The sequence below is a fragment of the Pseudomonas germanica genome (genome assembly GCF_019614655.1).
In the GTDB taxonomy this organism is placed as follows: domain Bacteria; phylum Pseudomonadota; class Gammaproteobacteria; order Pseudomonadales; family Pseudomonadaceae; genus Aquipseudomonas; species Aquipseudomonas neuropathica.
In genome coordinates this window covers 2,693,488-2,718,146 of the sequence record NZ_CP071586.1, presented here as the reverse complement: position 1 = coordinate 2,718,146, position 24,659 = coordinate 2,693,488, and the positions used below count along the sequence as shown (strand labels likewise).

Here is a 24,659-nt window from a genome sequence, read left to right as displayed (position 1 = left end):
CGCCATGAACGCCAAAATGCTTGTCCTGCTGTTGCTGCCGCTTGCAGGCTGCTCCAGCAATTCCGACACCCGCAACATGCCGGTGAATATCCTCACCGCCACACCGGGCAATGCGCAGGCCACCGACATGCCCAGAGTCGAGCAGACCTTGCGCCCCAAAGATGTGCTGGACGTGATCTTCCACATCAGCACCAGCGGCTCGGACGCTTACCGCGTGCAGTCAGGTGACCAGATCGGCCTGAACTTCACCGCTGCCAGTCAGCTCAACGGCACGCAACTGGTGCTGCCTGACGGCACCATCGAACTGCCGGGCGCCAACACCTCGGTGAAAATCGCCGGGTTGACCAGCGACGAGGCGCGGCAGGAAATCCAGCGCGCCTATCAACGCAAACAGTTGTTCCAGCCCAACCGCAATCAGCTCTCGGTGCAGATTCTGAGCCCGCTGAGCAATGAGCAAAACCTTAAAAGCGCGCTGAACCACCCGGCCACCGGCATGAGCCGTGAAATCACCGTGGGTACCGATGGCTATGCGAGTTTTCCGGAAATCGGCGCTGTGCCGCTGCAAGGCATGACCGTCAATCAACTGGAAACCTTCCTCAACAGCAAGTACGCGCAACTGCCAGGACGGATGACTGTGGATGTGCTGCTCAAATCCACCGCCGGCAACGAGATCTACGTGCTCGGCGAAGTCGCTCAACCGGGCTCGTACCCGATCCGCCGGCCGGTGTCGGTACTTGAGGCGCTGACCCTGGCACGCGGTACCAACGTCAAGGCGCGTCTCGATTCGGTGGTGATCATGCGGCGCAACGGCAATCAGGTGCAGGCCATGAATTACGACGTCGAGAAAGCACTGTCGGGCGATGCGCCACAGATCGCCTACCTGCAACCGGACGACATGCTCTACGTACCGAAAACCAAACTGGCCAGCGCCGGCGAACTCGCCCGCCAACTGGCCGATGTGGTGCTGTTCCAGGGCGTGGGGTTCAGCTTCGGCTACCGCGTCGACAACAAAGGCAGTGACAACTGACTCTCAGGTGAACGACATGAACCCAAAAGAAAATTACCTGCACGAGTTCTTCAGGATTTTCTTCGCCAACAAGCAACTGGTGAAGCGCATCTTCCTGATCTTTGCAGTGATCGCGCTGTTGCTGCCGCTGTTGCTCAAACAGAGCTTCGATATCACCGCGCAGGTGATCGTGCAGTCGAAAAAGCTGTCTCAGGGCGATGCGACCACCTCGCTGACCCAGGACAGCGCCACCTTCATTCCGCCATCGCTGGCGGACATGGAGACCGAAAGCAATATCCTCCGTTCGCCGGCGCTGATTCGTCAGACCATCAGCGAACTGCGCGATCAGGGTCAGTACAACCCGCCGCCGGGGATGCTCAGCAAACTGGCCGAACCGTTCAAGCGTTACGTCAGCACGCCGCTGCGCGAATACGTGATCAATCCGCTGCGTGATGCATTGGGTATGGAAACCGATCCGGTGCGCGACACGGCACTGGATGGCTTGACCCAGGAAGCCATTGACAATCTGAAGATCGAAACCCTGCCGGGTTCCAATGTCATCTCGATCGTCTACAGCTTTCCTGACCCCGCCCAAGGCACGACGTTCGTTGCCACGCTGTTGCGAAACTATCTGGTCGATCGTCAGGCGTTGCAATCGATCGAGCTGCCGCACTCGTTCTACGAGACCAAGAAGCATCAGTATCAGGTCCGCCTCGATGGTCTGGAAGGCGAGCGGCTGAGCCTGCTGGAAAGCGTCGGTTCGTCCGATCCGAAAGAGGAAATCACCTTTCGCCTCAACGCGATCAACACCGAAGAGCAGGCACTTAACCTGTATCGCGATCGCTTGCTGCAAAGCCAGCGCTGGCTCGATTACCTGAAAACCAGCCTGGCCACCGCCAACACCAACAAACTCAATGACTACACCTTTCCGTTCACCTTCACGACGACGGTGGACAACATCGCGTTCGAAGATCGCGAGATCCGGCAGATGGGCGAGGCGCTGACCACTCAGGTCAGCCGCTATATGAACGACCTGGCGATATTTCAGCCCAGCAGCGAACCGATGTTGCTGGCCCGCGAGCAGATTGCCCGCACACGCCAGCAGTTCCTCAAAGTGGTCAACAACCGCATCCAGGAGCGCACGATCGACCTGTCGGTGGTCAGCCAGGTCATCGAGCAGAAAACCGCGCGCATTGCCGAGTTCAAGAATCGCATCCATCAATTGCAGCAAACCCAAAGCAAGCTGCGCCAGATGGACACCGAGATCGGCGCATTGCACGCAGCGTTTTCAACTTATGCGCAACGCTTTGCCGAAAGCAGCACGACGCGCGCGCTGGACAACGACTTGTCCAACGCCCGTGTCTTGAGCCCGCCGTATGAACCGACCGAGGCGGCGTTTCCCAAACCGATGTTGATCATTCCGTTTGGTCTGCTCACCGGTCTGCTGCTGGCCATTGCCTTCGTCTATGTACGTGAGTTCTTCGATCACCGCTTCAAGCATCCGGCGCAAATCAGTCATGAACTGGGCCTGCCGGTGCTGTTGGTGCTCAACGAAGAAACGTCGCAGCCGGGCAATCCGCACAAGAACTGGACCGTGCCGAGCCTGGTTCACTGGGTGCGCAATTGAACGCGGCGTCCACCCCGTGCGTCGCCCTGCCGATCATTCATTTGCTCAGCAGCGGCGGCTTCTACGGAGCCGAGCGGATGTTGCTGGATCATTGCCTGGCGACGCCGGGACAGCATCAAGTGCTGTTCCTCGACGCGCCACCAGAGCTGATCGAGCGTTTTCGCCAGGCCGGGGTGGACGCTCGCGGCTGTGCCGGGCTCGGCGGACTGCTGCGGCTCTTGCATCAGCGCCGGGGTGACAAGCCATTGCTCAACACGCACAACTTCAAAGGGCTGCTGTTCGGCTGGGTCGGCGCCACTGTGTTGCGCCTGCCGCTGGTGATCACTCAGCACGGTTTCACCCCGCGCAGTCGCAAGCAGAAGCTCTACACCTGGCTAAGCCTGCATCTGTGCCGCACTGCCTCGGTGAGGCGGGTGGTCTGCGTCGCGCAAAGCATCGCTGTGCTGCACCGTCGGGCTGGCGTTCGTGCCGAGAAGTTGCAGGTGATTCCCAACGGTTTGCCAGCGGCGCCAGCGATGCCGCCGGCGCTGGAACGACAACGCTGGCTGGTCGGTTACGTCGGTCGGTTGAGCAGCGAGAAAGGCCCCGATCTGTTTCTCGATGCGCTGATTGCTTTGTGTCACCAGCATCCGCAACTGGACGCCGTGATGCTCGGTGACGGTCCGGAACATGAGGCCTTGCAGGCGCGTATCGACGCTGCCGGTTTGCAACAGCGGATTCGCTTGCCGGGCTATCAGACGGCAATGCAAGGCTGGTGGCAGCAACTCGATGCGCTGGTGATCAGCTCGCGCACCGAGGGTACGCCGATGATTCTGCTCGAAGCGATGCAGGCCGGTGTGCCGGTGGTGGCGTTCGCGGTCGGTGGCATTCCCGATGTCTTGCAGGACCGCCACAACGGCCTGCTCGCCGCACCGACCGATACCGCCGCCCTCACCCGTCAGCTCGACACGTTGCTGGCCGAACCGAAGCTGGCCGCACAACTACGCGACAACGCCAGACGCACACAACAGGAGCGCTACGACCTCAAGGCTTTGGCTGAACGCTGGTCGCAGCTGTACATCCACACGGCACGGGAGGCACGCGCATGATTTTCCCGCTCTCGATCGTCAGCCTGCTGGCACTGGTCTGCATGGCTTTGCTGGTCAGTCCTTATCCGTATCTGGCGCCGGGGGCAGTGCTGGGGCTGCTGGGTTTCACGGTGCTGTACCGCAAACCGTCGTGGGGCCTGCTGGGCATTGCCGCGCTGGTGCCGTTTGAAGGATTCTTCAAGGACAGCGCGTTTTCCGGGAGCAAATTCCTCGGTGCTTCGCTGGCGCTGATCCTGGCGTTGCAACTGGTATTGCACCAGATTCCATCGCAGCGCCTGCGCAGCAATCTGTGGCGCTACCTGATCGGTTTCATGGCGCTGTACCTGCTGAGCCTGCTCGCCACCGACAACATGGGCATGTCACAGAGTCATCTGCGTGAACTGAGCGTGGGCCTGATTCTGTTCGTGATCACCTTGTTGATCGGCCGCGAGCTGAACCTCGATCTGTTCGCCCGGCTGGTCACGCTCAGCGTCAGCGCCACCTGCGCGATGGCGATGTTTTCCAGCCGATTCCAGGACAAGGGCCGCGCCGCCGGCCTGCTCGATGACCCGAATGCCTTTGCTCTGCTCATCGCCTTCGCCGTGCCGCTGGGCCTACTGCTGGTGATTCGCGGCCCGAACCTGCTACACCGCTTGTTCTGGGCGGGCTGCTGCCTTTTGCTGCTCGGCGGCATGACCAAAACGGAGTCGCGCTCAGGCCTGGTGGTACTGGCCTTGAGTCTGGCGATCGGGGTCTGGCATTACCGCCAGCACCTCAACCGTATCCGTCCGCGGCATTTCGGATTCGCCATGCTCGGCGCCGCCATCGTGCTGCCATTGGCGATATATGCGATGCCTGCCGGTTACCTGGCGCGCATCCAGTCGCTGAGTATCTTGAGCGCCGGGGCCAAGGCTCAGGATGAATCCCTCGGCCGTCGCGCCTCGTACATTGTCGTCGGCAGCCAGATCATCCGCGAGCATCCGCTGCTCGGCTCGGGCCCCGGGACCTTCCCGTTGCACTATGCGACCACCGGTTATGCCAAGGCATTCTCGGCCAACCGCAAGATCGGCGACCTGTATCGCAGGGCGCATAACACTTACCTGGAGATTTTCAGCGAATTGGGGATTCCCGCCGGCCTGCTGTTTGTCGGCATGCTCGTGCAGGGTTTCTACAACCTGATCCGCGCACGACGCGAATGGCTGCAACGGCGCGAATGGCAGCACGCCGACCTGATGACCCATCTGGGAATGAGTTTTCTGTCGTTGACATTGTTTCTGATGTTTCTCAGCGCGCCGAACCTCAAATACCTGTGGATCATGCTTGCGCTGACCTGGGTGCTGCGCCTGAAAGCCGAGCAAGCGCCGCTGACGGAGGCCAGAGCATGAGCCGAATCAGCATTGTCATTCCGATGTACAACGAGGCACGGCACATCGGCCGCACCCTCCTGGCCGCTCGCAAAGCCGCGAACGCCGCCGACATCGACTGTGAACTGATCGTCGTCGACAACGGTTCCACTGATGACGGGCCACAGATCGCCCGCGCATTCGGTGCACAGGTGCTGGTGCTGCCCGGCCTGCTGATCGGCGCCTTGCGCAATCGTGGCGCAACGGTTGCCAACGGTGAATGGCTGGCGTTCATTGATGCCGATATCGAAATGCCCGAAGACTGGCTGAAGCAGATGTTCGCCCTGGCTGCGGATGCCCAGGGCGACGTCTTCGGCCTGGACCTGCACACCCCTGCCGCCGCGCCATGGTATGCCGCCGCGTGGCAGCGTCGCTCTTTGCGTCCGTCGAGCCACGCTGCTCGCACCGTGCAATGGCTGCCCAGTGCGAACCTGCTGATGCGCAGGCAGTGGTTCGAAAACGTCGGCGGTTTCAACGAAGCCCTGCGCACCGGTGAGGACAAGGAATACACCCTGCGTCTGGGTAGGCACGGTGCTCGCTTGCTGTCGGTCAATACCAGCGTCGCCCTGCATTGGGGCTATGAAATGACGTGGCGCGAATGGATCGGCAAGGAGCTGTGGCGTCAGGGCAGCCACCTGCAATTACTGCGCGCCCACGGCATGAGCCTGCGTCTGCTGCGTTTTCCGTTGCTGTCATTGCTGGTGTGGTTGCTCGATGCGCTGGCGATTCTGGCGTTGTTGACTGGCTACACGCAGCCAGCACTGATGCTGTTGTTGCTGGGCCTGCTGCCGAGTCTGTTGCTCAGCGTGCGGCAAAGCATTCGCCACCATAACGTCAACCTGACCTTGCAACTCTGGGGTCTGCACTGGGTGCGCCTGCACCTGGCCAGCGCGGCATTGATTCTCGGTCTGTGTCATTGGAACGCCAGGAGGCCCGCCCGTGGCTGAATTCATTTTTTGCCTGTGCCTTGTGCTGCCTGCGTACGCCTACATCGGCTATCCGCTGCTGCTGACCTTGCTGGCGCCGCTGTTCCCGGCCTGGCGGCACGCGCCGGCACCGCCGCTGAACGTCAGCATCGTCATCGCCGCGCACAACGAGGCGCGGCACATCGAGCACAAGTTGCGCACGCTGCTGGCCCAGGATTATCAGCCCGCCACGCTGCAGATCATTCTCGCCAGCGACGGTTCCAGCGATGACACCGTGGCCTGCGCGCACAAAGTGATCGATCCGCGCATCACCGTCCTCGACCTGCCGCGCCAGGGCAAAGCCGCCACACTGAATGCCGGCGTCGCCGTGAGCAGCGGCGACATTCTGGTGTTCACCGACGCCGACAACCAATGGTCGCGCGACACCCTCGGCCATTTGCTCGCGCCGTTGAGCGATCCGCAGGTCGGTGCCTGCGCCGGGCACATGGTGATCCCGGTCACCGGTGGCGGCCTGAGTATTGGCGACAGCCTCTATCGGCACTACGAAGGCTGGTTGCGCCGGGTCGAGAATCGCACCGGCTGCATGGTCTCCGCCGACGGCGCCCTGCTCGCCTTGCGCCGCGAGCTGTTCCAGAACGTACCGGCCGAGGTCAACGACGACTTCTTCATCAGTACCTGCGCGCCGGTCGCGCACAAACGCATCGTTTACGTACCCCAGGCGCAAGTGATCGACCAGGGCGTCGACGAAGCGGGCAAGCAATGGCGCCGCCGCCAGCGCGTTACCGTCGGTGGCCTGCAAAGCCTGGCGCAACGCAGCGCCCTGCTGAACCCGTTCAAGTACGGTCTTTATTCCATTGCCTTGATCAGCCACAAACTGATCCGCCGTCTCGCGCCGATTCTCTTGCTGCCGCTGCTGCTGAGCAATTTCTGGCTGTGGAACGAGCACGGTTTCTATCGCCTGAGCCTGGTTGCGCAATTGCTCGGTTACGCGGTGGCCATCGCCGGCCTGCTGGATTCGCAACACCGTTTGCCGAAGCCGTTCCGCCTCGCGGCGTTCCTGCTGGTGACGCTGGCCGGCATGAGCGTCGGTCTGTGGCAGTTCCTGCGCGGGCAACGTTACGCACAGTGGAATCCTGACCAGAATCGTTGAGAGGACTCATGCCATGGCGATCAAACAACTGCTAAAACGCACCAGCGGCTGGCTTTATCTCAACTCGTCAGTGGGCCGCAACCAGTTGCACGGTGCCGGGGTCATTCTGATGCTGCACCGGGTACTGGCCAACGACCGGGCCGCCAACCTGCCGCACCGCAATGAACTGTGCGTCGGGCCCAAGGCCTTCGAGTATTTACTGCTGTGGCTGCGTCGGCATTTCGATTGCGTGCCGCTGATGGAAATCCTCCAGCCCAATTCGCTGCGCAGCGAGCGCCCACGGGTGGCGCTGACCTTTGATGACGGCTGGCGCGACAACGCCGTCAACGCCTTCCCGCTGCTGCAGAAACATCAGGTACCGGCGAGCATTTTCCTCTCCACCGATTTCATCGGCAGCCGTCAGCGTTTCTGGTGGGAAAGCCTTGGCGAAACCCTGTGGGGCAGCCACGGTGAAAAAGCGCGGATGCACTTGATCGAGTGCCTGCAGTTCATGCATCACCCATTGCCGGTAATGCTCGATGACATCGATATCGACCGCCGCAGCCTGGCGCTGCTGCATTTCCTCCAAGGGTTGAAGACGCTTGACCCGCAGGAACTGGAAAAACTCACCGATGAGTGCCCAGCCGAATCACAGCCGCAAGCGCTGGACTGGCATCAAGTGCGCGCGCTGGAGGCTTCCGGTCTGGTGCGCTTTGGCCCGCACGGTGCCAGCCACGCCATCCTCACCGGCCTTGATGATCAGCGCCTGAACGAAGAAATCAGGCGCAGCCGTGATGCCTTGTACAACGGCTGCAACCGCCCACTGCCGGTGTATTGCTACCCCAACGGCGACAACGATGAACGCGTGCGCGAGCAGATCGCCAATCACGACTATCCGTTCGCCCTCGGCACCGGCACCGGCATTTATCGCGGCGAAGGCGACCCGCTGAACCTGCCGCGCTTCGGCGTCAGTCAGCGCATCGCGTGCAATCCGGCGTTGTTGTCGTGGCGCATTTATCGCGGGGCACGGCCATGAGTCGCAGTAGCTACCTCAAGCATCTGGCGCTGAGCATGGGCACCAAACTGGCAATGATTGCCTTGCGCCTGCTGCGCAATGTGTTGCTGGCGCGGATTCTCGGCCCGAGTGAACGCGGTTTGTTCGCCCTGCTCAGCACCCTGCCGGATCTGATCAGCGCGGCGACCAGCGGCGGCTTGAATTCGGCAGTCGGTTATCAAGCGGCCAATCAGCGGCCGATGGGCTTGTTGCTCACTCAGGTGTTGGTGTTCGGCTGTCTTCTGGCCGGGCTGCTGACCTTGCTGGTGGTCGCGCTGGCCCGTGAGTTCGGCAGCGAACTCGATGTGACGATGCAGCTCGGTCTGCTGGCGTGGCTGTTGCTGCTGGCGGTGCCGTTGACCGTACTTAAAAGCGGTTTGCTGACCTTGCACAACGCATCGGGCGGCGTGGTTGCATTCAATGTTCTGCGGCTGATCGAATCCCTGGCACCGCTGCTGTTGTTTGTTGCGCTGTTCTGGATGTGGAAGGAGGCAGCACTCGAAGCCGCGCTGATCAGTTGGCTGGCCGGCATCAGCCTGGTGGTGCTGGTCGGCTGGATGTGGCTCAAACGCGCACAACCGCTGCAACTGCAATGGGACCGTGCGAGCCAGAACGAGCTGCTGCGATTCAGTGCGCGCAGCCATCCGGACCTGCTGTTTCAACAGATCATTCTGCGCTCCGATTACTTGTTTATCGGCGCCCTGCTGGGCAGCACCGCGCTCGGCCACTACGCCATGGCCAGCGCCGCCGCCGAATTGCTGCTGATCGTTCCGGAAGCGGTCACCACACCGCTGATGAAGCGACTGCTGCAACAGGACAAAGGCATGGACAAGGTCACGCCGCTGGCGCTGCGCCTGACCGCCACGGTGATGCTCGGCGCCTGCCTGACCATGGCAGTGATCGGCGAATGGTTGATCGTCACGCTGTTCGGCGCGGCGTATCAACCGGCGTATCCGGCGCTGCTCGCGTTGCTGCCCGGCCTGCTGGGCCTGTGCTATGCGAGCATTCTGCGCCTGGATCTGATTGGCAAGGATCGCCCCGGCACGGTGTCGTTGCTGATGGGCATCGGCGCGCTGCTCAACCTTGCGCTTAATCTGCTGTTGATTCCTGCCTTCGGCATTGTCGGTGCAGCGGCGGCTTCATCAATCGCCTATCTGGCGGTGACGGTGGCGATGCTGGTGCTTTATTGCCGCTTGAGCAACGTGCCGTTCTGGCAAACCTTGATCATCCTGCCCAGCGACATCACCCCGATGTGGTTGATGCTGCAACGTCGGAAGACCGCATGAAACGCCTGGCCCTGCTGTTCGGACTCGGCCTGACGCTGAACGGTTTCGCGGCGCCGATGCAGTGGGGTGACCTGCGAGACGGCAGTTTGTACCTGCAAACCGATCGACCGGACTCCGTCACCGTGCGCTGGGTTCCGGCGTGGCAGGCCGAGGCCAATGAAGAGCATATTTATCTGCTCGACGGTCAGGGCAAGCTGCAGGGCGAACGACTGATCAAAGCCAGCGAAACTCGCGGTTCGCAGAGCTGGCCGTTGCTGCCCGGGGCTGCCAGTTATCGCCTGGAAATTCCCGGCTACAGCTTCCGCAGTTATCGCGTCGAGCATGACGATAAAACAGTGGCGCTGTTCAGTCCGGCCAAGGTGCATTTCAGTGTCGAGACCGGCAATGGCGATGAGCTGTTTTTCAAAGTAGCACCGGGGGAACACGCGGTGCTGAACGGCAAATATCATGGCGGGGTCAACGCGCTGCAAGCCCAGCGTATGGACGATGGCCAACAACTGTCGTTGGCCCTCAAACCTTACCGCGCCTATTGGCAATTCGATCAAGTGGCCTTGCCGGTCAGCGACCAACCCCAGGTCTGGCGCTTGCGCCTGCAGGGCAGCGGCAAAGCGGCATTCTGGCTCGATGGCACGGCCAATCTGTTTGCGCAAAATCCGCAGCAGCTTCAACCCTTGCGTGAAGAGCCGGGCCAGGTACGCCTGACCCTGCACGATAAGGTCCTCGGTCGCACCCCGGATCTAGGCATTGCCCTGCCCAATCTCATGCCGCCCGCAGCCAGTTATGCCGCACTGGATGCCTTGAAAACGAGTGCAGCGAGTTATTACAGCTATGTTGACGTTACTGCGAAAAATGCCCGTTTCGAAGACCCGGTTCGTCAGCTCTATCAGACTCGCTTCGGCATCCGCCAGGACATCACCCTGCTCGCTGGCACCGGGCGTCGGGCCGATCTGCGTGCCGACGTGCAGAGCAACAACGGCCTTGAGGCCTGGCTCGCCGGCACTCGTGCGCTGGGTGGTCAAGGTACACATTACATCGGCTTCGCCGACGAACCGAACCTGAACTATTCGAGCTACGAAGATTATCGAGCGATTTTTGTCAGCATGGCCCGCCAGGTGCGCAGCGATCCGGCGAATGCCAAGGCCGGCGTGCGCATCGCCATGCCCGCCAGCTCACGTTTTATCAACGGGCCGTTCACCCGCAACGCAGCGGACAAGCGCGGCATCGATTGGGCGCGGCGTCTACTCAGTGAATCCGCCGATCAAGTCGATGCATTGGCCTGGCATGAATGGATGGTTCGCGACTTGCTGGCGACCCGGGTCTACCGCGACAGCGTGCGTCGCGCAGCAGAGGTGGTGGGGCTGGACGCTAAAGGTCAGCCACGCAAAGCGTTGCTGCTGGATCAGACCAATCTGTCCAGTGGCTCAGCCCTGAGCCCCTACGATCAGGAAACCCATTACACCGCGCTGTGGTGGGCGTCGGTGGTCATCAACGCCTCTCAGGACGGCCTGCTGAGCATGCTCAACTGGTTTCAGGCCGCCGACGAACCACCCTACGGCAAAGGCATGGTGCGCATCCATGACGATGGTCGCTTCGAGTTGAAACCGGTGGGCCTTGCCCAGCAATTCATCGCCCGGCATTGGCTGCCGCAAGTCCTGCAACTGGATAACGACGCTTTTGAGGTGGATGTTCTGGGGATGGCCGGCGACAAGCAGCGCGCACTGCTCGGGGTGAACAAAGGCACGCGCCTGCAACAGGTTGATCTGAGCGGCGCCCGGTGCCCGCTGAACCAAAGCGCCCTGCGTTTCTTCGGCGCTGACAATCGCAGCCACGACGCACCGTTTGTCTGTGAAAACGGGCGCGTGCGTTTTGAATTGCCGGGTCAAACCCTGTTTACCCTGAACTGGAGCGCTTCATGAACTGCCCTTCGATGTTCTGTCCCGCGAGCCTCTTGCTGTGCGTGGGATCCTCAACAGGAGAAGAGACCATGGATGTTTTGCGAAGACTCAGCGGACATATCCGTCGTAAAGGCCTGCGAGCGACCTTGGCGAAGATCCGCAGAATGTACATTTTTGCCCATCAGGAACTGCTGTGGATGGAGCGCGATCTGGTCAGCCCCGTGCCGCCGCACAGCCTCAAACCCTACCCGCCACTGCGCATGCTGAAGATCACCGCAAACAACGTCAGCGCCTTTGCCCGCCACTTCGGCAACCGCGTCGGCGTCATGGCCGAACTGGCCAGTGACGGTCACACCGGGCATATGCATGTCGACGACAAAGGCGATGCCGTGGCGTTTATCTGGGGCACGCCGCGCGACTATTTCGATCGGCATTACTACCGTTGCCGGTTCCCGGTTAAACCCGGCGAGTTTTTCGAGTTCGGCGGCGAACTGACCCGTGCCTACTGGGGCACCGAATTGTCGGTAGATCTGCAACTGCGTCTGTGGAAAGCCATGGCCGCCCAAGGCTGCCGCAAAGTGGTCGATGTCTGTGACTCGAGCAATGTCCCGGCGCTCAAGCTGCACCTGCGCATGGGCTATACCGAACAACAGCGGATCATGAATATCTACACGCTGTTCGGCCGCTGGCGCTTCTATCGCGAAACCCGCTACAGCGGCTCGCGTCTGGCGGCGCTGGGTAAAACTTCCCGTCCACCTGTCACAGCAACGGCGGCCTGAACCCATGGTGATGCGATTCGAATGGCGCACGTCCCTGTGCGCTGCCGACTTCCCGGCGACGGCCTACGAAGCACTGCGCCTGCGCGTGGCCGACCACACGCCGTTCAACAACCTTGGCTGGTTGTGCGCAACAGAGCAGGCCTTGGGCGAGGATCAGCACCTGCATATTCTGCTCGGCTGGGAAGCCGAGCAATTGCTGCTGTGCCTGCCACTGGTGGCCAGCCGCGAACGCTTCGCTGGCGTACCGTTTCGCGTTCTGCATCACTTGGGTTATCCAATGGCCGATCGCCTGGCCCTGCTGTCGTTGCTCGGCCGCGAAGACATGCACAAGGCGCTGGTGCTGATCCGTAAGCATTTGCCCCATGCGCTGCTGCAACTCAACGAACTGTCGGAACCTGCCGGTGAAGAAAGTGCGCTCACCGAATGGATGGCGCGCAGTTCCACGGCTGAACGACGCCTGAGTTGCCGGGTGCCGGTGCATCTGATCAGCGACGCCGATCATCAGGAGATCTCCGGCGACCCGCGCTACAAGTTGCGTCGGGCGCGCAAACGGATTGCCGCATGCGGGGCACAAGTGCGGCGAATCACCCCCGATGCGCTGTCGATGCCTACGATTTTGGAAGCGCTGCAGGAAGTCGAGTCGGTCAGTTGGAAAGGTGACGAGGGTGTCGGGATTTTCGCCACCGAACGCAGTCGTCAGTGGATGCAAAGCGCTTTCACCGCCCTCGCCGCTCAAGGGCTGGTGCGGGTCGTGACGCTGGAGCTGGACGGCCGCTGCATCAGCTATCGCCTCGGCCTGCTCGAACAGGGCCGCCTCTACGATTACAACCTGGCGTTTTTGCCGCAGTACGCCGACCTCGGTAGCGGCCGGGTATTGCTGGAGGAATGGATTCGTTGGGGGCTGGATGAGCACTGGCGCTGGATCGATGCGTCGCGGGTCAGCCTGGAAAACTCCAGCCATCAACTGCACGAACGCATGACCGGGCAACTGGAACACTGGCGCTGGAGTTTCTACTCATGGCGCCCGAGCGGTCTGCTGCTGGGCCTGGGGTTACGCCTTTGGCACCACGTCAAACCGGCCCTGCAAAAATGGCGCGCACCGCGTGCCGGCAACTCGACGGCGGCGAACACATCCGAAATTCAACCGGCAACACCATCCAACACACCTGGGCTATCGCCTCGGAGGGCATCATGAGCGTCATCGAAAATCTGCTTCTGCGCATCAAACAAAAAGGCCTGCGCCGCACCCTTGGCGCGCTGTGGAAACGTTACGTGTTCGCTCACCGTGAACTGCTGTGGATGGAGCGCGACCTGGTCACGCCGATTGCCCCGAACAAACTGCGCCCCTGTGAAGGCTTGCGCAGAGTCGACATCACCGAGGACAACGCCAAGGCGTTCGGCAAGTACTTTGGTGACCGCGTGGAGACCATGGCCGAATTGGCCGCTGAAGGGCATACGGGGCATATGCACTTGGACCAGGACGGTCACACCGTCGGGTTTGTCTGGGCCAGCACTCGCGACTATTACGACCGCCACTTCTACCGCTGCACGTTCCCGGTCAAGCCCGGTGAATACTTTCAGTTCGGTGCCGAAATTACCCGGCACTATTTCGGCAGTAGCTTGACCGTCGATGCACAAACCGCACTATGGCAAGTCATGGCTGCCCGAGGCTTTAAAAAAGTCGTGGATATCTGCGACAACGCCAATGTACAGGCCCTGAAGATGCATATTCGCCTGGGCTATCAGGAGCAAGGGCATATCACGCATGTTTACGACCTGTTCGGGCACTGGCGTTTCTTCCGCGAATCAAACTACAGCGATTCAAGACTGGAGGCGCTGCGCAAGCCGGAAAGACCGGTAGTGACGGCGGCGGCGCAGGCTTGATTCAATCTTAGGATCTGTAGCGGTGGCGAGGCCGCCTTCGCTAGCAGGCTCACTCCTACAGGGGTATGCATTTCAAATGTAGGAGCGAGCCTGCTCGCGATGAGGCCGGCAGCCGCACCGATCAATCAGGCCTTGGTGGCGACGAGGGTAAAGCACATCGGCATCTGCGCCTCTCGATTCAGATACTGGTCATACACCTCTTCCCGATTCGAATGCGGGTATTCCTTGAAGTGCGCAATATTCAGCCCTGCTCCGATGGCACCGCTGAAAATCGCCCCCAGCGTATGCACAAACCAATACGACTTTGCCGACTGCTGCTCGACTTTGCCGACATAGACAATCGGTTCTTCCTGCACAAACGGCTCGGCGCGGAAGTACGAACTGGCGAGGCGATACGGATCCTCTGCGTCGGGATCGACCATCTCCAGAAACGGATGGGTTTCGTAGATCACCAGTTTGCCACCCGGTTTCAGGGTCGAGGCGACGTGGCGGAAGAACTCGCCAATGTCCGGCATCCAGTTGAGAACGCCGATGGTGATCAGCGCGACGTCGAAGCGATTCAGCAATGACGCTGGCAAATGATGGATATCGCTTTCGATGAACTCGGCGTTGTGCGGTGAACGCTTGTTCAGCTCACGCGCCTGATCGAGAAACGCCGCCGACTGATCGACACCGACCACGCTTCTGGCACCGAGCGCAAACAGGGAGAGACTCTCACGGCCGTTGTTGCAGCCCAGTTGAATGACATCTTTACCGTCGACTTCCAGCAACCCGCTCAAGGTCTCATCAAGACAAGAGAAATCCGCCTGCGCAACCTCGCCGAGCAAGGCCTGCCAATCAGGCGAATCCTGATGATGGCGGGCGGAATCGTTCCACGCCTGTCGATTGCTTTCGATGGCGGTTTTATTGTTGGGCACTTCCATGGCGCACTCCGGACGATGCTCGTGATTGAGCGGATCCGAGTCTAGATCAGCCCGGCAATTGCGGTTGTTGCAAACTTGTAAGCCAATTCCTTGGGATCCGATGTGGATCGAGCGTTGGGGGCGTGGGCAGCTATAGTTAATAGCCTTGGGGAAAACCGCACTCGCAGGTGCCGCCATGCAAATGCTCGATCGGCTGCTATTGACCGGCTGTCTGCTCGCCGCCACACAGGCGCAAGCGCTGGACAGCAATTTCAATTATTACGGGCCCAACCAGCCCTTCGCTCACCCTGCTCCGTATTCACTGAGTTCCACACCGCCCAAGCCTTACGACGATACGGCGCCGCAGGATTTCGTGGTCATTCCGGATGACCACGTGTTCTACGATTCACAACTGCCGACGGTGGCGGATGCGACGGTGCGGGTGTTTATCCGCACGTACGATGCCGAGCGCGGGATTTATGTGAATGACGAGGTGCTGGATCCGGGTTGTGTGCTGGAGTGTTTGAGTCGGCAGCAGCATTGATCCGGGTTGCTCACAACATCTGCGGCACCACCGATCCCGTGTAGGAGTGAGCCTGCTCGCGATAGCGGTGTGTCAGTAATAAAAAGGTCGACTGACACACCGCTATCGCGAGCAGGCTCACTCCTACAGGGGATTTGCGGTGGGGCTACCACTGCCGTTTATCCGGCCGGGCGAGGCCGAGTTTTTCGATGCGGTAACGCAGCATGTCGCGGCTCAGGCCCAGCAGGCGCGCGGATTTGGTGACGTTCCAGTCGGTCTTGTCGAGCATCTTGCGCACCATGTCGCGTTCGACTTCCGGCAGGTTCATCGACTCCATATTGCTCGCCGGACGCGGTTCGTAGGGCGACACAGGTTCGTGGTGTTGATGCTGATGCTGCGGCGGCAGCTCGTCACACAGGCTCATGCACACGTTCAATTGATGCGCGGCAATCGTGTCGCTCGGCGCCAGCAACACCGTTTGCTCAAGCATGTTGCGCAACTCGCGCACATTGCCCGGCCAGGTGTAACTGAGCAGCAATTCTTCGGCCTGCTGGCTGAAATGCAGATTCGGCTTGCCATAGCGTTTGCCGTGACTGGCGAGGAAGTGCCGCGCCAGCAGCAAGATATCTTCACCCCGCGCATACAGGCGCGGCACCTTGATCGAAATGATCCGCAAGCGGAAAAACAGATCGCGACGGAATTTCCCCTGCTGCACCATCTGCTCCAGGTTGCAGTTGGTCGCGCTGATCACCCGCAGATTGACCTTACGCTCCTTCACCGAGCCGACGCGGCGAATGGTGCGATCCTCCAGCAACTTCAAAATCTTCGCCTGCAACAGCAGGTCCATCTCGCCAATCTCATCGAGAAACAGCGTGCCGCCATCCGCCGCTTCCACTAACCCGACCCGGCGATCCTTGGCGTCGGTGAACGCACCCTTCTCATGGCCGAACAACTCCGACTCGACCAGATTCGACGGGATCGACGCACAGTTGAATTCAATAAACGGACCTTTGCTGCGCGGGCCGTCGAAGTGCAGCGCCCGCGCCACCAATTCCTTGCCGGTACCGGTCTCACCCTCCACCAAAACCGGGGGCAGATCGGTGTTAGCCATGCGCCGCTCGGCATCGAGCAACTGGCCGATGGTGTTCTTCAAATACTGCATCGGCGCCGAGTCGCCAATCAGCGCCTGCACCCCAGACTTCTGCGCCTCGCGCTCCTGATAGAACGACAGCGTGCGCTCCATCCGTTCGGTGGCCAGGGCCTTGTCGAGCAGCAGTTTGAGCTCCGTCAGCGCGACCGGTTTGGTTACGTAATGAAAGGCGCCCTCCTTCATTGCCACCACGGCATCTTCGACGTTGCCGTAGCCGGTCATCATGATCACTTTCAGATCCGGCGCGCTGATGCGCAGCTTCTGGATCAGGTCGTGGCCGCTCATGCCCGGCAGCGAGTTGTCGGTCAGTACGATGTCGGGCATGAAGGTTTCCAGTTGCCCCAGCGCGTCTTCGGCCGAATGGCAGACCGTCACCTCGAAGTCCTTGCGCTCCAGGTAGGTCTGAATATTCTCGGCCAGCAGTTCGTCATCCTCGACCAGCAGAATGCTGTGTTCCATATTCCCCTCCCGATGCCACTTTGAAGTTGAGACTGACGCGGGTTCCCTCCTGCTCTTTGCTGGTCAAAACGACCGAGCCCTGAAAACGCTCCATGATTCTTTTGACCAACGCCAGGCCAACCCCGAGGCCGCCCTGCTTGGTGGTAAAAAACGGTTTGAACACCAACAGTTGCTGCTGCGCGCTCATGCCCTTACCGGTGTCGCTCAGGGTCATGCGCACGCTGTCCGGCTGCGGCGATTCGAACTCGACGCTGAGCACACCGCCCTTGGGCATGGCTTCCAGGGCGTTGGCAAACAGGCTATTGAGTATTTGCGTCAGCAGCACCTTTTGACTGACGACCGGCGCGCAATTCTGCGCAGTGAAGCGCACTTCGACGTTGCAGCGTTTGATCAATGCTTCGAAGGCGCCAACGGTGTCTTCGACCGCCATCACCAGGTCCACCGCCTCGCCGTCGTCATTCATCGGTCGCAGCGACACCAGCAGTTCGCGCACCCAGCGTGACATCCGATCAACCTGACTGATGATGTCGCCAATATTGCGTTGCGCGCCGGGGCTGGCAATTTCCTGGGCCAGTTCAGCGCTGGAACGAATGGTCGCCAGTGGATTGCGCAGGCTGTGCGCGACCGCCGATGACATCTCGCCGAGGGCGACAAAGGTTTCGTTGCTGATCAACTGTTGCTGCTGGCTCTGCAGCAATTTCGCCGCGCGGCGGACGATCCAGAACAAGGCTAGAAAAATCGCCGCACCGCCGAAGCAAGTCGCCGCCCAGATCGAGGCGAATCCACGATCGATGCGGTCGACCAGATCCGCCGGCTCCTTGTAGACCTCAACCATGGCGACGACTTTGCTTTTGTCAGCATTGAACATCGGGATGTAGTTCTCGATGAACAGGTATTTCGGTTCGCGCAGCATTTGTTGCTCGGGTTTCTCATCGTCGATCTTGTGGTAGCTGGAGGACACCGGCACTTTCATCTCGAATGATTCGTCGAGTTCATCGTCATCCTTGATGTGCACACCGATAAGCTCAGCGTTGGTCGACCAGATCACCGTGCGATCCAAGGCGTACACCGTGGCCAGGAGAATGTCCGGCAGGTGTTCGACATGGTCAAGAAATTCGATACGCGCAGAAGCCTGTAACACAGGGTCGACATCTGGGAAGTTGCCGTCCTGGCGCGGGTCGAGCATTTCGCCCATCGTCCGGTTCGGATTGATTTTGGCGTGGCGCATTTCCGCCGCGCCAATGGCCTCAACGAATTGCGCGGTCAGCAGCGCATCGCGCTCGACACTTTCGGTGACCACGAAGCGTGTGGAGATATAACCCAGCCCCAACGCCACGGCGGCGATGATGAAAAAACTCGCGAGCGAGAACCAGCGCAGCAAATTGAACTGCTCGCGCCAGCCCTTGCATGCGACCGATGCGTTCGGTGCAGAGGTTTTTTGTGCTTCCAGTCGCTGCATGGGAGTGGCCCTGGAGTTTTATATCGCGCTGCTTACAGCCATCAGTGTAGGTGGCTCTGACCGCGACACACGGTTCAATGATGCTATTTCGCCGCTACCGCATCTGACTCACCGTCGCGGCTGAATCGCCCGGTTTTACTGGCGTCAAAGCACCGTCGGTCATGGCCGCAGTGGACGGTTGCTGACGCTCTGTTTCATCGCTGAGAAAGTCGATGATCGACTGCGCGGACGGCTCGTCGAGGCGCAGGTTGGGCATCGGAATTCGCTCGAATTGTTCATACAGTTGCAACGCGATCGGATCTTTTTCCGCGAGCAAGCGATCCGGTTCGCGGATCCAGCGATTCAACCACTCGGGATCGCGGCGGCGGGTTACGCCAATCAAGTCCGGGCCGATGCTGCGCATGCCGATGCCCTGCCCATCCATAGGGCCGAGGCTGTGGCACGAGGCGCAGCGGGTGCGGAACAGTTCTTCGCCATTGCTGGGCGGGCGAATGTCCGGGGCATTGGCGTAGCTTTCTTCGATGCTCGGCTGTTTCCAGTTCTGCAGGGTGTTGGCCAGTTGATCGGCGAGGATCCACGGGTTTTCGAACGGCGAGGCCTTCATCCAACGCCCGGTGCTCTGGTTACCGACGATCAGGCTGAGGTTGTGATCCTTGCTGCGACCGTTGTCGACGCCTTCGATGAACAGCCCGAGCTTCTTGCGCAGGTCGGTGACGTCTTCGAATTCGCCGGTGAGAAACCTCCAGCCGGGGCCGACCTTGAAGCGTTGCGAATAAGCCTTGAGCACTTCGGGCGTGTCGCTGAGCGGGTCGATGCTGATCGAGTAAAAGAAAATGTCCTGGCCGACCCGATCACCGAGCAGTTTCTGCACCTGACGCAGGCGTGCAGTTTCCAGTGGGCAAGAGTCGCTGCACGAGGTGAAGATGAAGTTGATCACCACCACTTTGTCTTTGATCAGGTCATCGAAGAAATGCATCTGCCGACCGTCCTGATCGGTCAGCAGGGTGTTGGGGAAATAGTCGCCACCCCACGGGGTGGCGGATTCACTGGCCGCTGGCGGTTCGCCGACGCTAGCCTGGTGTGCCAGCAGCACACGGCTGCCGAGCACGCAGGCCACCAGCAGCAGCACCAGATGCATGCCCAGCGCCCGGGAGCGCGGGGTATGCAGCGGTTGGCTGTCACCGTGGCGACGGTTCATGGCTTGACCACCACTTGTGGGCCAACACCGTCACCGTTGCGGAAGGTAGGCAGCGCGGCGGAGTTGACGTAGCGCACACCGTCCCAGCTCGGCAGAGGGGTTGGCATCAGTTGCAGTTGCCCGGGCTTCTCCAGATCCCAACGCAGCAGCATCGAGTTGTCCTCATGCTGGGTGTTGTGACAGTGCTCCATGTAGGTCCCGGCAAACTCGCGGAAGTTGATCGCCATCTCGACGCTGTCCAGCCCATCGTTTTCCGAACCGATGCGATAGACGTCCTTGCGCGCCCATTTTTCCCACTCTGGCGGGGCCTTGCCGCCGCGACTGAGGATGATCCCCTCCTCGAAGTGCACATGCACCGGATGGCTCCAGCCCTTGCCGCCAGCCTTGATGTTCCACACTTCCAGGGTGCCGAAGCCAGTAACACCGGCGTCGGTCGGGCCGCTGGACAACTGGGTAGAGGCGTTCAGCCGACGCGGGTCCATGTGGAAGCCGAACCCGCCGTCAGTCTTGACCGTCCACGGCGCCTCATCGGTGCCGTCGGAGCGGCCGAAGGTGAAAGTGCGGTGGCGGGCCTTGGCCAGCACGGCTTTATCGGCCGCGTTGTCGCGGTGGATCTTCAGCGGGATCATCACCAGCCCTTCAGCCTTGCCCGGTTTCGCCGGTTCGTAGGCTGCCGGGTTCATCGCCAGATCCTGGCCGGTGTAAGCCTTGACGTTGAGCTGCAAGACCTTGCCCACCGCCGGATCGCCCTTGTCCCATTGCGGGCCCTTGCTGGTCTGCTTGATCACCGCCAGGTATTTCTCCGACAGGATGTCGCCCAATGGAATGACATCTTTGGGTCCCTTGCCGTCGTCGTGGGCCTGCAGGTTGACGAAAAACAGCTTGTCCCCCGGTTTGATGCCGTTTTTCGAGAAGTTGACGATGATGTCGAAGCGCTCGGCGATGCCTTGGGTCGGCAGGATCGCGTTGTGGTTTTGTTTATCGCCATCGGCGTCGAGATCCATGCTGCCGTCGAACGGTACGCTGTGCTCCATGATGTTGCCGTCGTTGGCGATCATGTGGAACGGCACACGGCTGTACGACACACCGGAGTTTTTCGGCCCTTGGAACTCGCCGCTGGTGCCTTTGATTTCCCGCACCAGCGCCAGTTTGAAGTAGCGCGACACCGAGCCGTTGAGAATGCGGAAGCGATAGCTGCGTGCGCGCACGTCGAGGGTCGGTTTCCACTGCCAGTTGACCAGTAACTGGTCACCGAGGAAGCCATCGGTGTTGAACGGGTTGAACCACAACTGCCCTTCCTGATCCCACGCCTTGTCGGCAAACACCAGGTTGACGTCGTAGTCACGGTTGCCCCATGGCAAGGCGCTGCCGCTGGGCAGCCGCAGGTTGACGCCGTCATTCACTGACTCGTTGCCGCGATCTAGGGCGCTGTAGTAGTTCATCATCGCCGCGTTGCCCTTGTAGACGTTCTGCGCGGTGAAATCGAGCATGTGATCGTGGAACCAGTGAGTGCTCATGGTCTCGCGCCAGTCCCCACGGATTTTGATCGTGCCGTGGTCGCAGGTTTTCTTCGCGGGGGCCAGGTCGTTGACCCACAAGGTTTCACCCGGTGCGCAAGGGAACGCCGCACGTGGGTCTTCAGCCTTGGTGTTGATGCTGTCGTAACCGGCGAGCTGGATCGGCCAGCGATAGTCATAGAACTGCCCCGGGAAGAAGAACGCGTTGGCATAGCCATCGCTTTCCGCCGGCGCGTGACCGTTGTGCTCGTGGGTACTGATCGTATGCAGACCGAAGCCTCGGTTGGCCGACGGGTCGATCGGCAAGCCGTTGTAGTGACGCATCATCACCGGTTGGCCGTAGCGCACCATCAACAGTTTTGGCGGCAAGGTGCCGTCGAAGGTCCACACCGAGTTGTGGTTTTGCGCCGGCATGGCCGGGTGGAAACGCGGGTCGACACCTTTGGCGGTGCCATCGGTCAGCGGTACGCCGGCGACGTTGTGATACAGGCCGCCGGGGCCGAATTCACCGACGGCGTAATGGTGCATTTGCACGCTGTCACGCAGGCCACCATTGAGACGTGCACCGGTCTGCGCGGTTTTGTAGGCGACTTGCGGGTAGAACTCGTTCCAGCGCTGATGCGCCCAGCCTTTTCCGGGTGGCCGACCTTCGGCGGACGAGCCGATGTGCCGGTTGAGGTACACCTCGATCTGCGCCTGCCACGGGTTGCGGTCGACCACGTTGGCGAACTGGCTGGGGAACGGCGTTAGCCCCGGTTGGCGCAGGAACGCATCAAGCGCAGTGCCGGGTGGCGCGCTGCGGGCGACGTTGTTCGGGTCCTGAGCCGGTGCCGGGCCGATCGCCGCTGGTGGAAACGGCAGCGGCGCGGCCGGGGTGGTTGGGTCGAGTTTTTCCGGGCCGAACTCTTCGAACAAGGTCAACTGCTGGGTGAACGGTTGCGCGCCATAGAGCGGGCTCGGCTTGCCGTTGGTGGGGTAGTTGAAACTGGTCTGCACCGTCGGCGGCAGAATGTTTTCCGTGCGGGTCGAGTCGCGGCTGCCTTTGACGCCGTCGGGCAAGTCGAAGGAATCTTCGTTGGCCTCGGGCAGGGTCAGGATGTTATTGAGCGCGCCGGCGCGGTCGGCCGGTTCGTCGTAGTACGCCGAGGGATCGGAGACTTCTGGCTGTCGCTCGTCATCGATGGGGCTGGCGCGGACGCCGGCCATGCTGCCGAGGGTCAACATCAGAAAGACGCTCAAGGGCGTCAGCAAAAAGGTGTTGCTTGGGTCACGCGTTGTTCTGTCCATCACCAGCCGCCTCATCAAGGAAGGGGTGATGGTGTTTTGCAACTAGTGCGCCAAGAAATTATTTCCAGTTGTTACAGGGAGTTGAGGATGCTGTGAGTTTCCCCACTCCCCGGTGACCGGGGCTTGACACCCACTGATGGGGGAAGTTCAGATAAATTTTGCCGATTTACGGCACTAGCTGAAACGCCAGACGAACGGTGGTGCCCTCGCCTTCGCGGCTGTCGAGAGTCACGCCGCCACCGAAGCGCTCCATGATGCGCTTGACCAGCACCAGACCGACCCCGAGACCGCCAGACTTGGTGGTGAAAAACGGCCGGAACGCCATGGTCCGTTGCTCTTCGTTCATGCCTTTACCGGTGTCGCTGAGCACCACGCACACGCCACGGTCTTCGCTCGGTTCCAGGCTGACGGTCAGCGTGCCGCCCTTGTCCATCGCCTCCAGCGCATTGGCCAGCAGGCTGTTGAGGATCTGTGTCAGTTGCACCGGTTGGCTCAGCACCATCGGCGTGTGTTGCGGATGAAACACCACCTGCACGCCGGCTCTGACGATCTGCTGTTCAAACGCGACGAGGCTTTCGTGCAACGCCGCCACCAGGTTCACCGGTTCCGGGTCATCGTTGAGCGGTCGCAGCGATTGCAGCAGCTCGCGCACCCATTTCGACATGCGATCGACCTGGCCGATGATGTCGTTGATGTTCTTCTCGGCCGGGCCGGCATCGAACTCCAGCGCCAGTTCGGCGCTGGAACGAATCGTCGCCAACGGATTGCGCAAACTGTGCGCCACCGCCGAGGACATCTCACCCAGCGCGACAAAGGTTTCGTTGGCGATCAGTTGTTTTTGCTGGGCCGCGAGCAGAATCGCCGCGCGCCGCACGATCCAGTACAGGCCCAGATAAATCAGCCCGCCACCCAGTGCGGTGGCCAGCCAGATCAGAACCAATCCGCGCTCCATGCGTGCGATCAGATCCTTGGGCTCCTTGTAGATTTCGACCATTGCTGTGACGTTCTTGCCCTCGGCGTCAAACAGCGGAATATAGTTCTCGATGAAGATGTAGTCCGGCGGCGTGATGAACTTCTGCTCTTCCCGGGCTTTGTCGACGTCGTGGTAGCTGGCCGACACCGGAATCTTTTCGTTGAAGGCGCGATCGAGGTCTTCGTCGGCATGAATGTTGGTGCCAATGAGCGCGGGATTGGTTGACCAGATCACCTGGCGGTCCGGCGCGTAAATGTTGGCGAGAATCACGTCTGGCAGGTGTTCGATGTGATCGAGAAACTCGCCCCGAGCATCGGCCCGGGCTTGCGGACTGACGTCGGGAAAGTTCGTGTCCTGACGCGGGTCGAGCAATTCACCCATCGTGCGGATATTGGGAATGGAAACGTGACGTACCTCGGCCGAGGCGATGGCCTGTATGAACTGGGCGGTGAGCAACGCATCGCGCTGCACGCTTTCATCAATGACAAAACGCGTCGACACCGCGCCAAGCGCGATGGCCACGGTACCAATCACCGCCATGCTGATCAGCGAAAACCAGCGCAGCAGGTTGAACGACTGCTTGCGCGAGCCCAAGCGCAGATTGCCCTCCTCGACCGGAAGCGATTTCGACTGCATGTTCATGGCGGCGACTTCTCTATACGTCCCTATAGGGTTATAGCCCACGGGTGGGGGTTTGCCCGGTTGCGGGGATATCGCCCCGATAAGGCCGCCCAAACCTCCACAAATCCCTGTGGGAGCGAGCCTGCTCGCGAAGGCGGCAGGTCAGTCGACATTTTCGTCACAGGAAGTCCGCTTTCGCGAGCAGGCTCGCTCCCACAGTGGCCTGGTTCGCTCACCGGTTTTGTGTTCACCGAAGAAACTTGTGGGAGCGAGCTTGCTCGCGAAGGCGGTGGGTCAGTCGACATTTTCGTCACAGGACATCCGCATTCGCGAGCAGGCTCGCTCCCACAGGTTCTTCATCTGACAGACGTTCAATGTCATCCCCACCGTCCCCGATTCTGGGGAATGACGCCCTTTCCCCGCTGGCCAAAAACCCCAACCTCACACCTGCAAACCCCTCTAATCCGGCCCTCTGCCGCCCATTCACCGCACCTTGGCATGGAAGGTGTACAGG

The 24,659-nt window shown here is 60.7% G+C and carries 19 protein-coding genes; 13 read left to right on the top strand and 6 right to left on the bottom strand.

Annotated features, from left to right (window positions below):
• Positions 1–4 precede the first annotated feature (4 nt).
• From J0G10_RS12120 to J0G10_RS12065, 12 genes are all read left to right on the top strand, one after another.
• A complete protein-coding gene (locus J0G10_RS12120) occupies positions 5–1,027 on the top strand; it encodes a polysaccharide biosynthesis/export family protein (protein ID WP_220558547.1) in 1,023 nt (340 codons plus the stop codon).
• Positions 1,028–1,043: 16 nt separating this feature from the next.
• A complete protein-coding gene (locus J0G10_RS12115) occupies positions 1,044–2,633 on the top strand; it encodes a GumC family protein (RefSeq protein ID WP_095047543.1) in 1,590 nt (529 codons plus the stop codon).
• A complete protein-coding gene (locus J0G10_RS12110; protein WP_220558546.1) occupies positions 2,630–3,721 on the top strand; it encodes a glycosyltransferase family 4 protein in 1,092 nt (363 codons plus the stop codon). The genes J0G10_RS12115 and J0G10_RS12110 overlap by 4 nt, the downstream gene beginning before the upstream one ends.
• Complete coding sequence (locus J0G10_RS12105) at positions 3,718–5,085, top strand: O-antigen ligase family protein (protein WP_095047545.1); 1,368 nt, start codon at positions 3,718–3,720, stop codon at positions 5,083–5,085. The genes J0G10_RS12110 and J0G10_RS12105 overlap by 4 nt, the downstream gene beginning before the upstream one ends.
• Positions 5,082–6,050 carry a glycosyltransferase gene (locus J0G10_RS12100; RefSeq protein ID WP_095047546.1) on the top strand — a complete coding sequence of 323 codons (969 nt, stop codon included), beginning with the start codon at positions 5,082–5,084 and terminating at the stop codon, positions 6,048–6,050. Before J0G10_RS12105 ends, J0G10_RS12100 begins: the two co-directional genes overlap by 4 nt.
• The gene (locus J0G10_RS12095; RefSeq protein WP_095047547.1) at positions 6,043–7,179 is read left to right on the top strand and encodes a glycosyltransferase; all 1,137 of its coding nucleotides are present in this window, start codon (positions 6,043–6,045) and stop codon (positions 7,177–7,179) included. Before J0G10_RS12100 ends, J0G10_RS12095 begins: the two co-directional genes overlap by 8 nt.
• Before the next feature lie 13 nt (positions 7,180–7,192).
• Entirely contained in the window at positions 7,193–8,194 is a 1,002-nt protein-coding gene (locus J0G10_RS12090) for a polysaccharide deacetylase family protein (RefSeq protein ID WP_095047548.1), read from the top strand.
• Positions 8,191–9,498, top strand: coding sequence for a lipopolysaccharide biosynthesis protein (locus tag J0G10_RS12085; RefSeq protein ID WP_095047549.1), 1,308 nt, complete (start codon positions 8,191–8,193; stop codon positions 9,496–9,498). The genes J0G10_RS12090 and J0G10_RS12085 overlap by 4 nt, the downstream gene beginning before the upstream one ends.
• Entirely contained in the window at positions 9,495–11,414 is a 1,920-nt protein-coding gene (locus J0G10_RS12080; protein ID WP_220558545.1) for a hypothetical protein, read from the top strand. The genes J0G10_RS12085 and J0G10_RS12080 overlap by 4 nt, the downstream gene beginning before the upstream one ends.
• Before the next feature lie 68 nt (positions 11,415–11,482).
• On the top strand, positions 11,483–12,172 hold the full coding sequence (locus J0G10_RS12075; RefSeq protein WP_095124755.1) for a GNAT family N-acetyltransferase: 690 nt from the start codon (positions 11,483–11,485) through the stop codon (positions 12,170–12,172).
• A 4-nt stretch (positions 12,173–12,176) separates the two neighbouring features.
• Positions 12,177–13,367, top strand: coding sequence for a GNAT family N-acetyltransferase (locus J0G10_RS12070; protein ID WP_220558544.1), 1,191 nt, complete (start codon positions 12,177–12,179; stop codon positions 13,365–13,367).
• Positions 13,364–14,056, top strand: a complete 693-nt coding sequence (locus J0G10_RS12065; protein ID WP_220558543.1) for a GNAT family N-acetyltransferase — start codon at positions 13,364–13,366, stop codon at positions 14,054–14,056. Before J0G10_RS12070 ends, J0G10_RS12065 begins: the two co-directional genes overlap by 4 nt.
• Positions 14,057–14,181: 125 nt before the next feature.
• Here the strand turns inward: J0G10_RS12065 and J0G10_RS12060 are convergent, their stop codons facing one another.
• Positions 14,182–14,979: a class I SAM-dependent methyltransferase gene (locus J0G10_RS12060; protein ID WP_095124758.1), complete on the bottom strand. Its 798-nt coding sequence runs from the start codon at positions 14,977–14,979 to the stop codon at positions 14,182–14,184.
• Positions 14,980–15,154: 175 nt separating this feature from the next.
• Here J0G10_RS12060 and J0G10_RS12055 point away from each other — a divergent pair, with 175 nt between their 5' ends.
• Complete coding sequence (locus tag J0G10_RS12055; RefSeq protein WP_220558542.1) at positions 15,155–15,502, top strand: hypothetical protein; 348 nt, start codon at positions 15,155–15,157, stop codon at positions 15,500–15,502.
• A gap of 145 nt (positions 15,503–15,647) precedes the next feature.
• Here the strand turns inward: J0G10_RS12055 and J0G10_RS12050 are convergent, their stop codons facing one another.
• The 5 genes from J0G10_RS12050 to J0G10_RS12030 all read right to left on the bottom strand — a co-directional run bounded on the left by J0G10_RS12050 (position 15,648) and on the right by J0G10_RS12030 (position 24,166).
• Entirely contained in the window at positions 15,648–17,090 is a 1,443-nt protein-coding gene (locus tag J0G10_RS12050; protein WP_220558541.1) for a sigma-54-dependent transcriptional regulator, read from the bottom strand.
• Positions 17,059–18,549, bottom strand: a complete 1,491-nt coding sequence (locus J0G10_RS12045) for a sensor histidine kinase (RefSeq protein WP_220558540.1) — start codon at positions 18,547–18,549, stop codon at positions 17,059–17,061. The genes J0G10_RS12050 and J0G10_RS12045 overlap by 32 nt, the downstream gene beginning before the upstream one ends.
• A 94-nt stretch (positions 18,550–18,643) precedes the next feature.
• Positions 18,644–19,747: an SCO family protein gene (locus J0G10_RS12040; protein WP_220558539.1), complete on the bottom strand. Its 1,104-nt coding sequence runs from the start codon at positions 19,745–19,747 to the stop codon at positions 18,644–18,646.
• Positions 19,744–22,551, bottom strand: coding sequence for a multicopper oxidase domain-containing protein (locus tag J0G10_RS12035; protein WP_220558538.1), 2,808 nt, complete (start codon positions 22,549–22,551; stop codon positions 19,744–19,746). Before J0G10_RS12035 ends, J0G10_RS12040 begins: the two co-directional genes overlap by 4 nt.
• 166 nt (positions 22,552–22,717) lie before the next feature.
• Positions 22,718–24,166: a sensor histidine kinase gene (locus J0G10_RS12030; protein WP_220558537.1), complete on the bottom strand. Its 1,449-nt coding sequence runs from the start codon at positions 24,164–24,166 to the stop codon at positions 22,718–22,720.
• Positions 24,167–24,659: the final 493 nt, after the last annotated feature.

Coding starts and splice junctions, on each gene's coding strand:
- J0G10_RS12120 (WP_220558547.1), top strand. CDS start 5: ATGAACGCCAAAATGCTTGTCCTGCTGTTGCTGCCGCTTGCAGGCTGC.
- J0G10_RS12115 (WP_095047543.1), top strand. CDS start 1,044: ATGAACCCAAAAGAAAATTACCTGCACGAGTTCTTCAGGATTTTCTTC.
- J0G10_RS12105 (WP_095047545.1), top strand. CDS start 3,718: ATGATTTTCCCGCTCTCGATCGTCAGCCTGCTGGCACTGGTCTGCATG.
- J0G10_RS12100 (WP_095047546.1), top strand. CDS start 5,082: ATGAGCCGAATCAGCATTGTCATTCCGATGTACAACGAGGCACGGCAC.
- J0G10_RS12090 (WP_095047548.1), top strand. CDS start 7,193: ATGGCGATCAAACAACTGCTAAAACGCACCAGCGGCTGGCTTTATCTC.
- J0G10_RS12085 (WP_095047549.1), top strand. CDS start 8,191: ATGAGTCGCAGTAGCTACCTCAAGCATCTGGCGCTGAGCATGGGCACC.
- J0G10_RS12080 (WP_220558545.1), top strand. CDS start 9,495: ATGAAACGCCTGGCCCTGCTGTTCGGACTCGGCCTGACGCTGAACGGT.
- J0G10_RS12075 (WP_095124755.1), top strand. CDS start 11,483: ATGGATGTTTTGCGAAGACTCAGCGGACATATCCGTCGTAAAGGCCTG.
- J0G10_RS12070 (WP_220558544.1), top strand. CDS start 12,177: ATGGTGATGCGATTCGAATGGCGCACGTCCCTGTGCGCTGCCGACTTC.
- J0G10_RS12065 (WP_220558543.1), top strand. CDS start 13,364: ATGAGCGTCATCGAAAATCTGCTTCTGCGCATCAAACAAAAAGGCCTG.
- J0G10_RS12060 (WP_095124758.1), bottom strand. CDS start 14,979: ATGGAAGTGCCCAACAATAAAACCGCCATCGAAAGCAATCGACAGGCG.
- J0G10_RS12055 (WP_220558542.1), top strand. CDS start 15,155: ATGCAAATGCTCGATCGGCTGCTATTGACCGGCTGTCTGCTCGCCGCC.
- J0G10_RS12050 (WP_220558541.1), bottom strand. CDS start 17,090: ATGGAACACAGCATTCTGCTGGTCGAGGATGACGAACTGCTGGCCGAG.
- J0G10_RS12045 (WP_220558540.1), bottom strand. CDS start 18,549: ATGCAGCGACTGGAAGCACAAAAAACCTCTGCACCGAACGCATCGGTC.
- J0G10_RS12040 (WP_220558539.1), bottom strand. CDS start 19,747: ATGAACCGTCGCCACGGTGACAGCCAACCGCTGCATACCCCGCGCTCC.
- J0G10_RS12035 (WP_220558538.1), bottom strand. CDS start 22,551: ATGGACAGAACAACGCGTGACCCAAGCAACACCTTTTTGCTGACGCCC.
- J0G10_RS12030 (WP_220558537.1), bottom strand. CDS start 24,166: ATGAACATGCAGTCGAAATCGCTTCCGGTCGAGGAGGGCAATCTGCGC.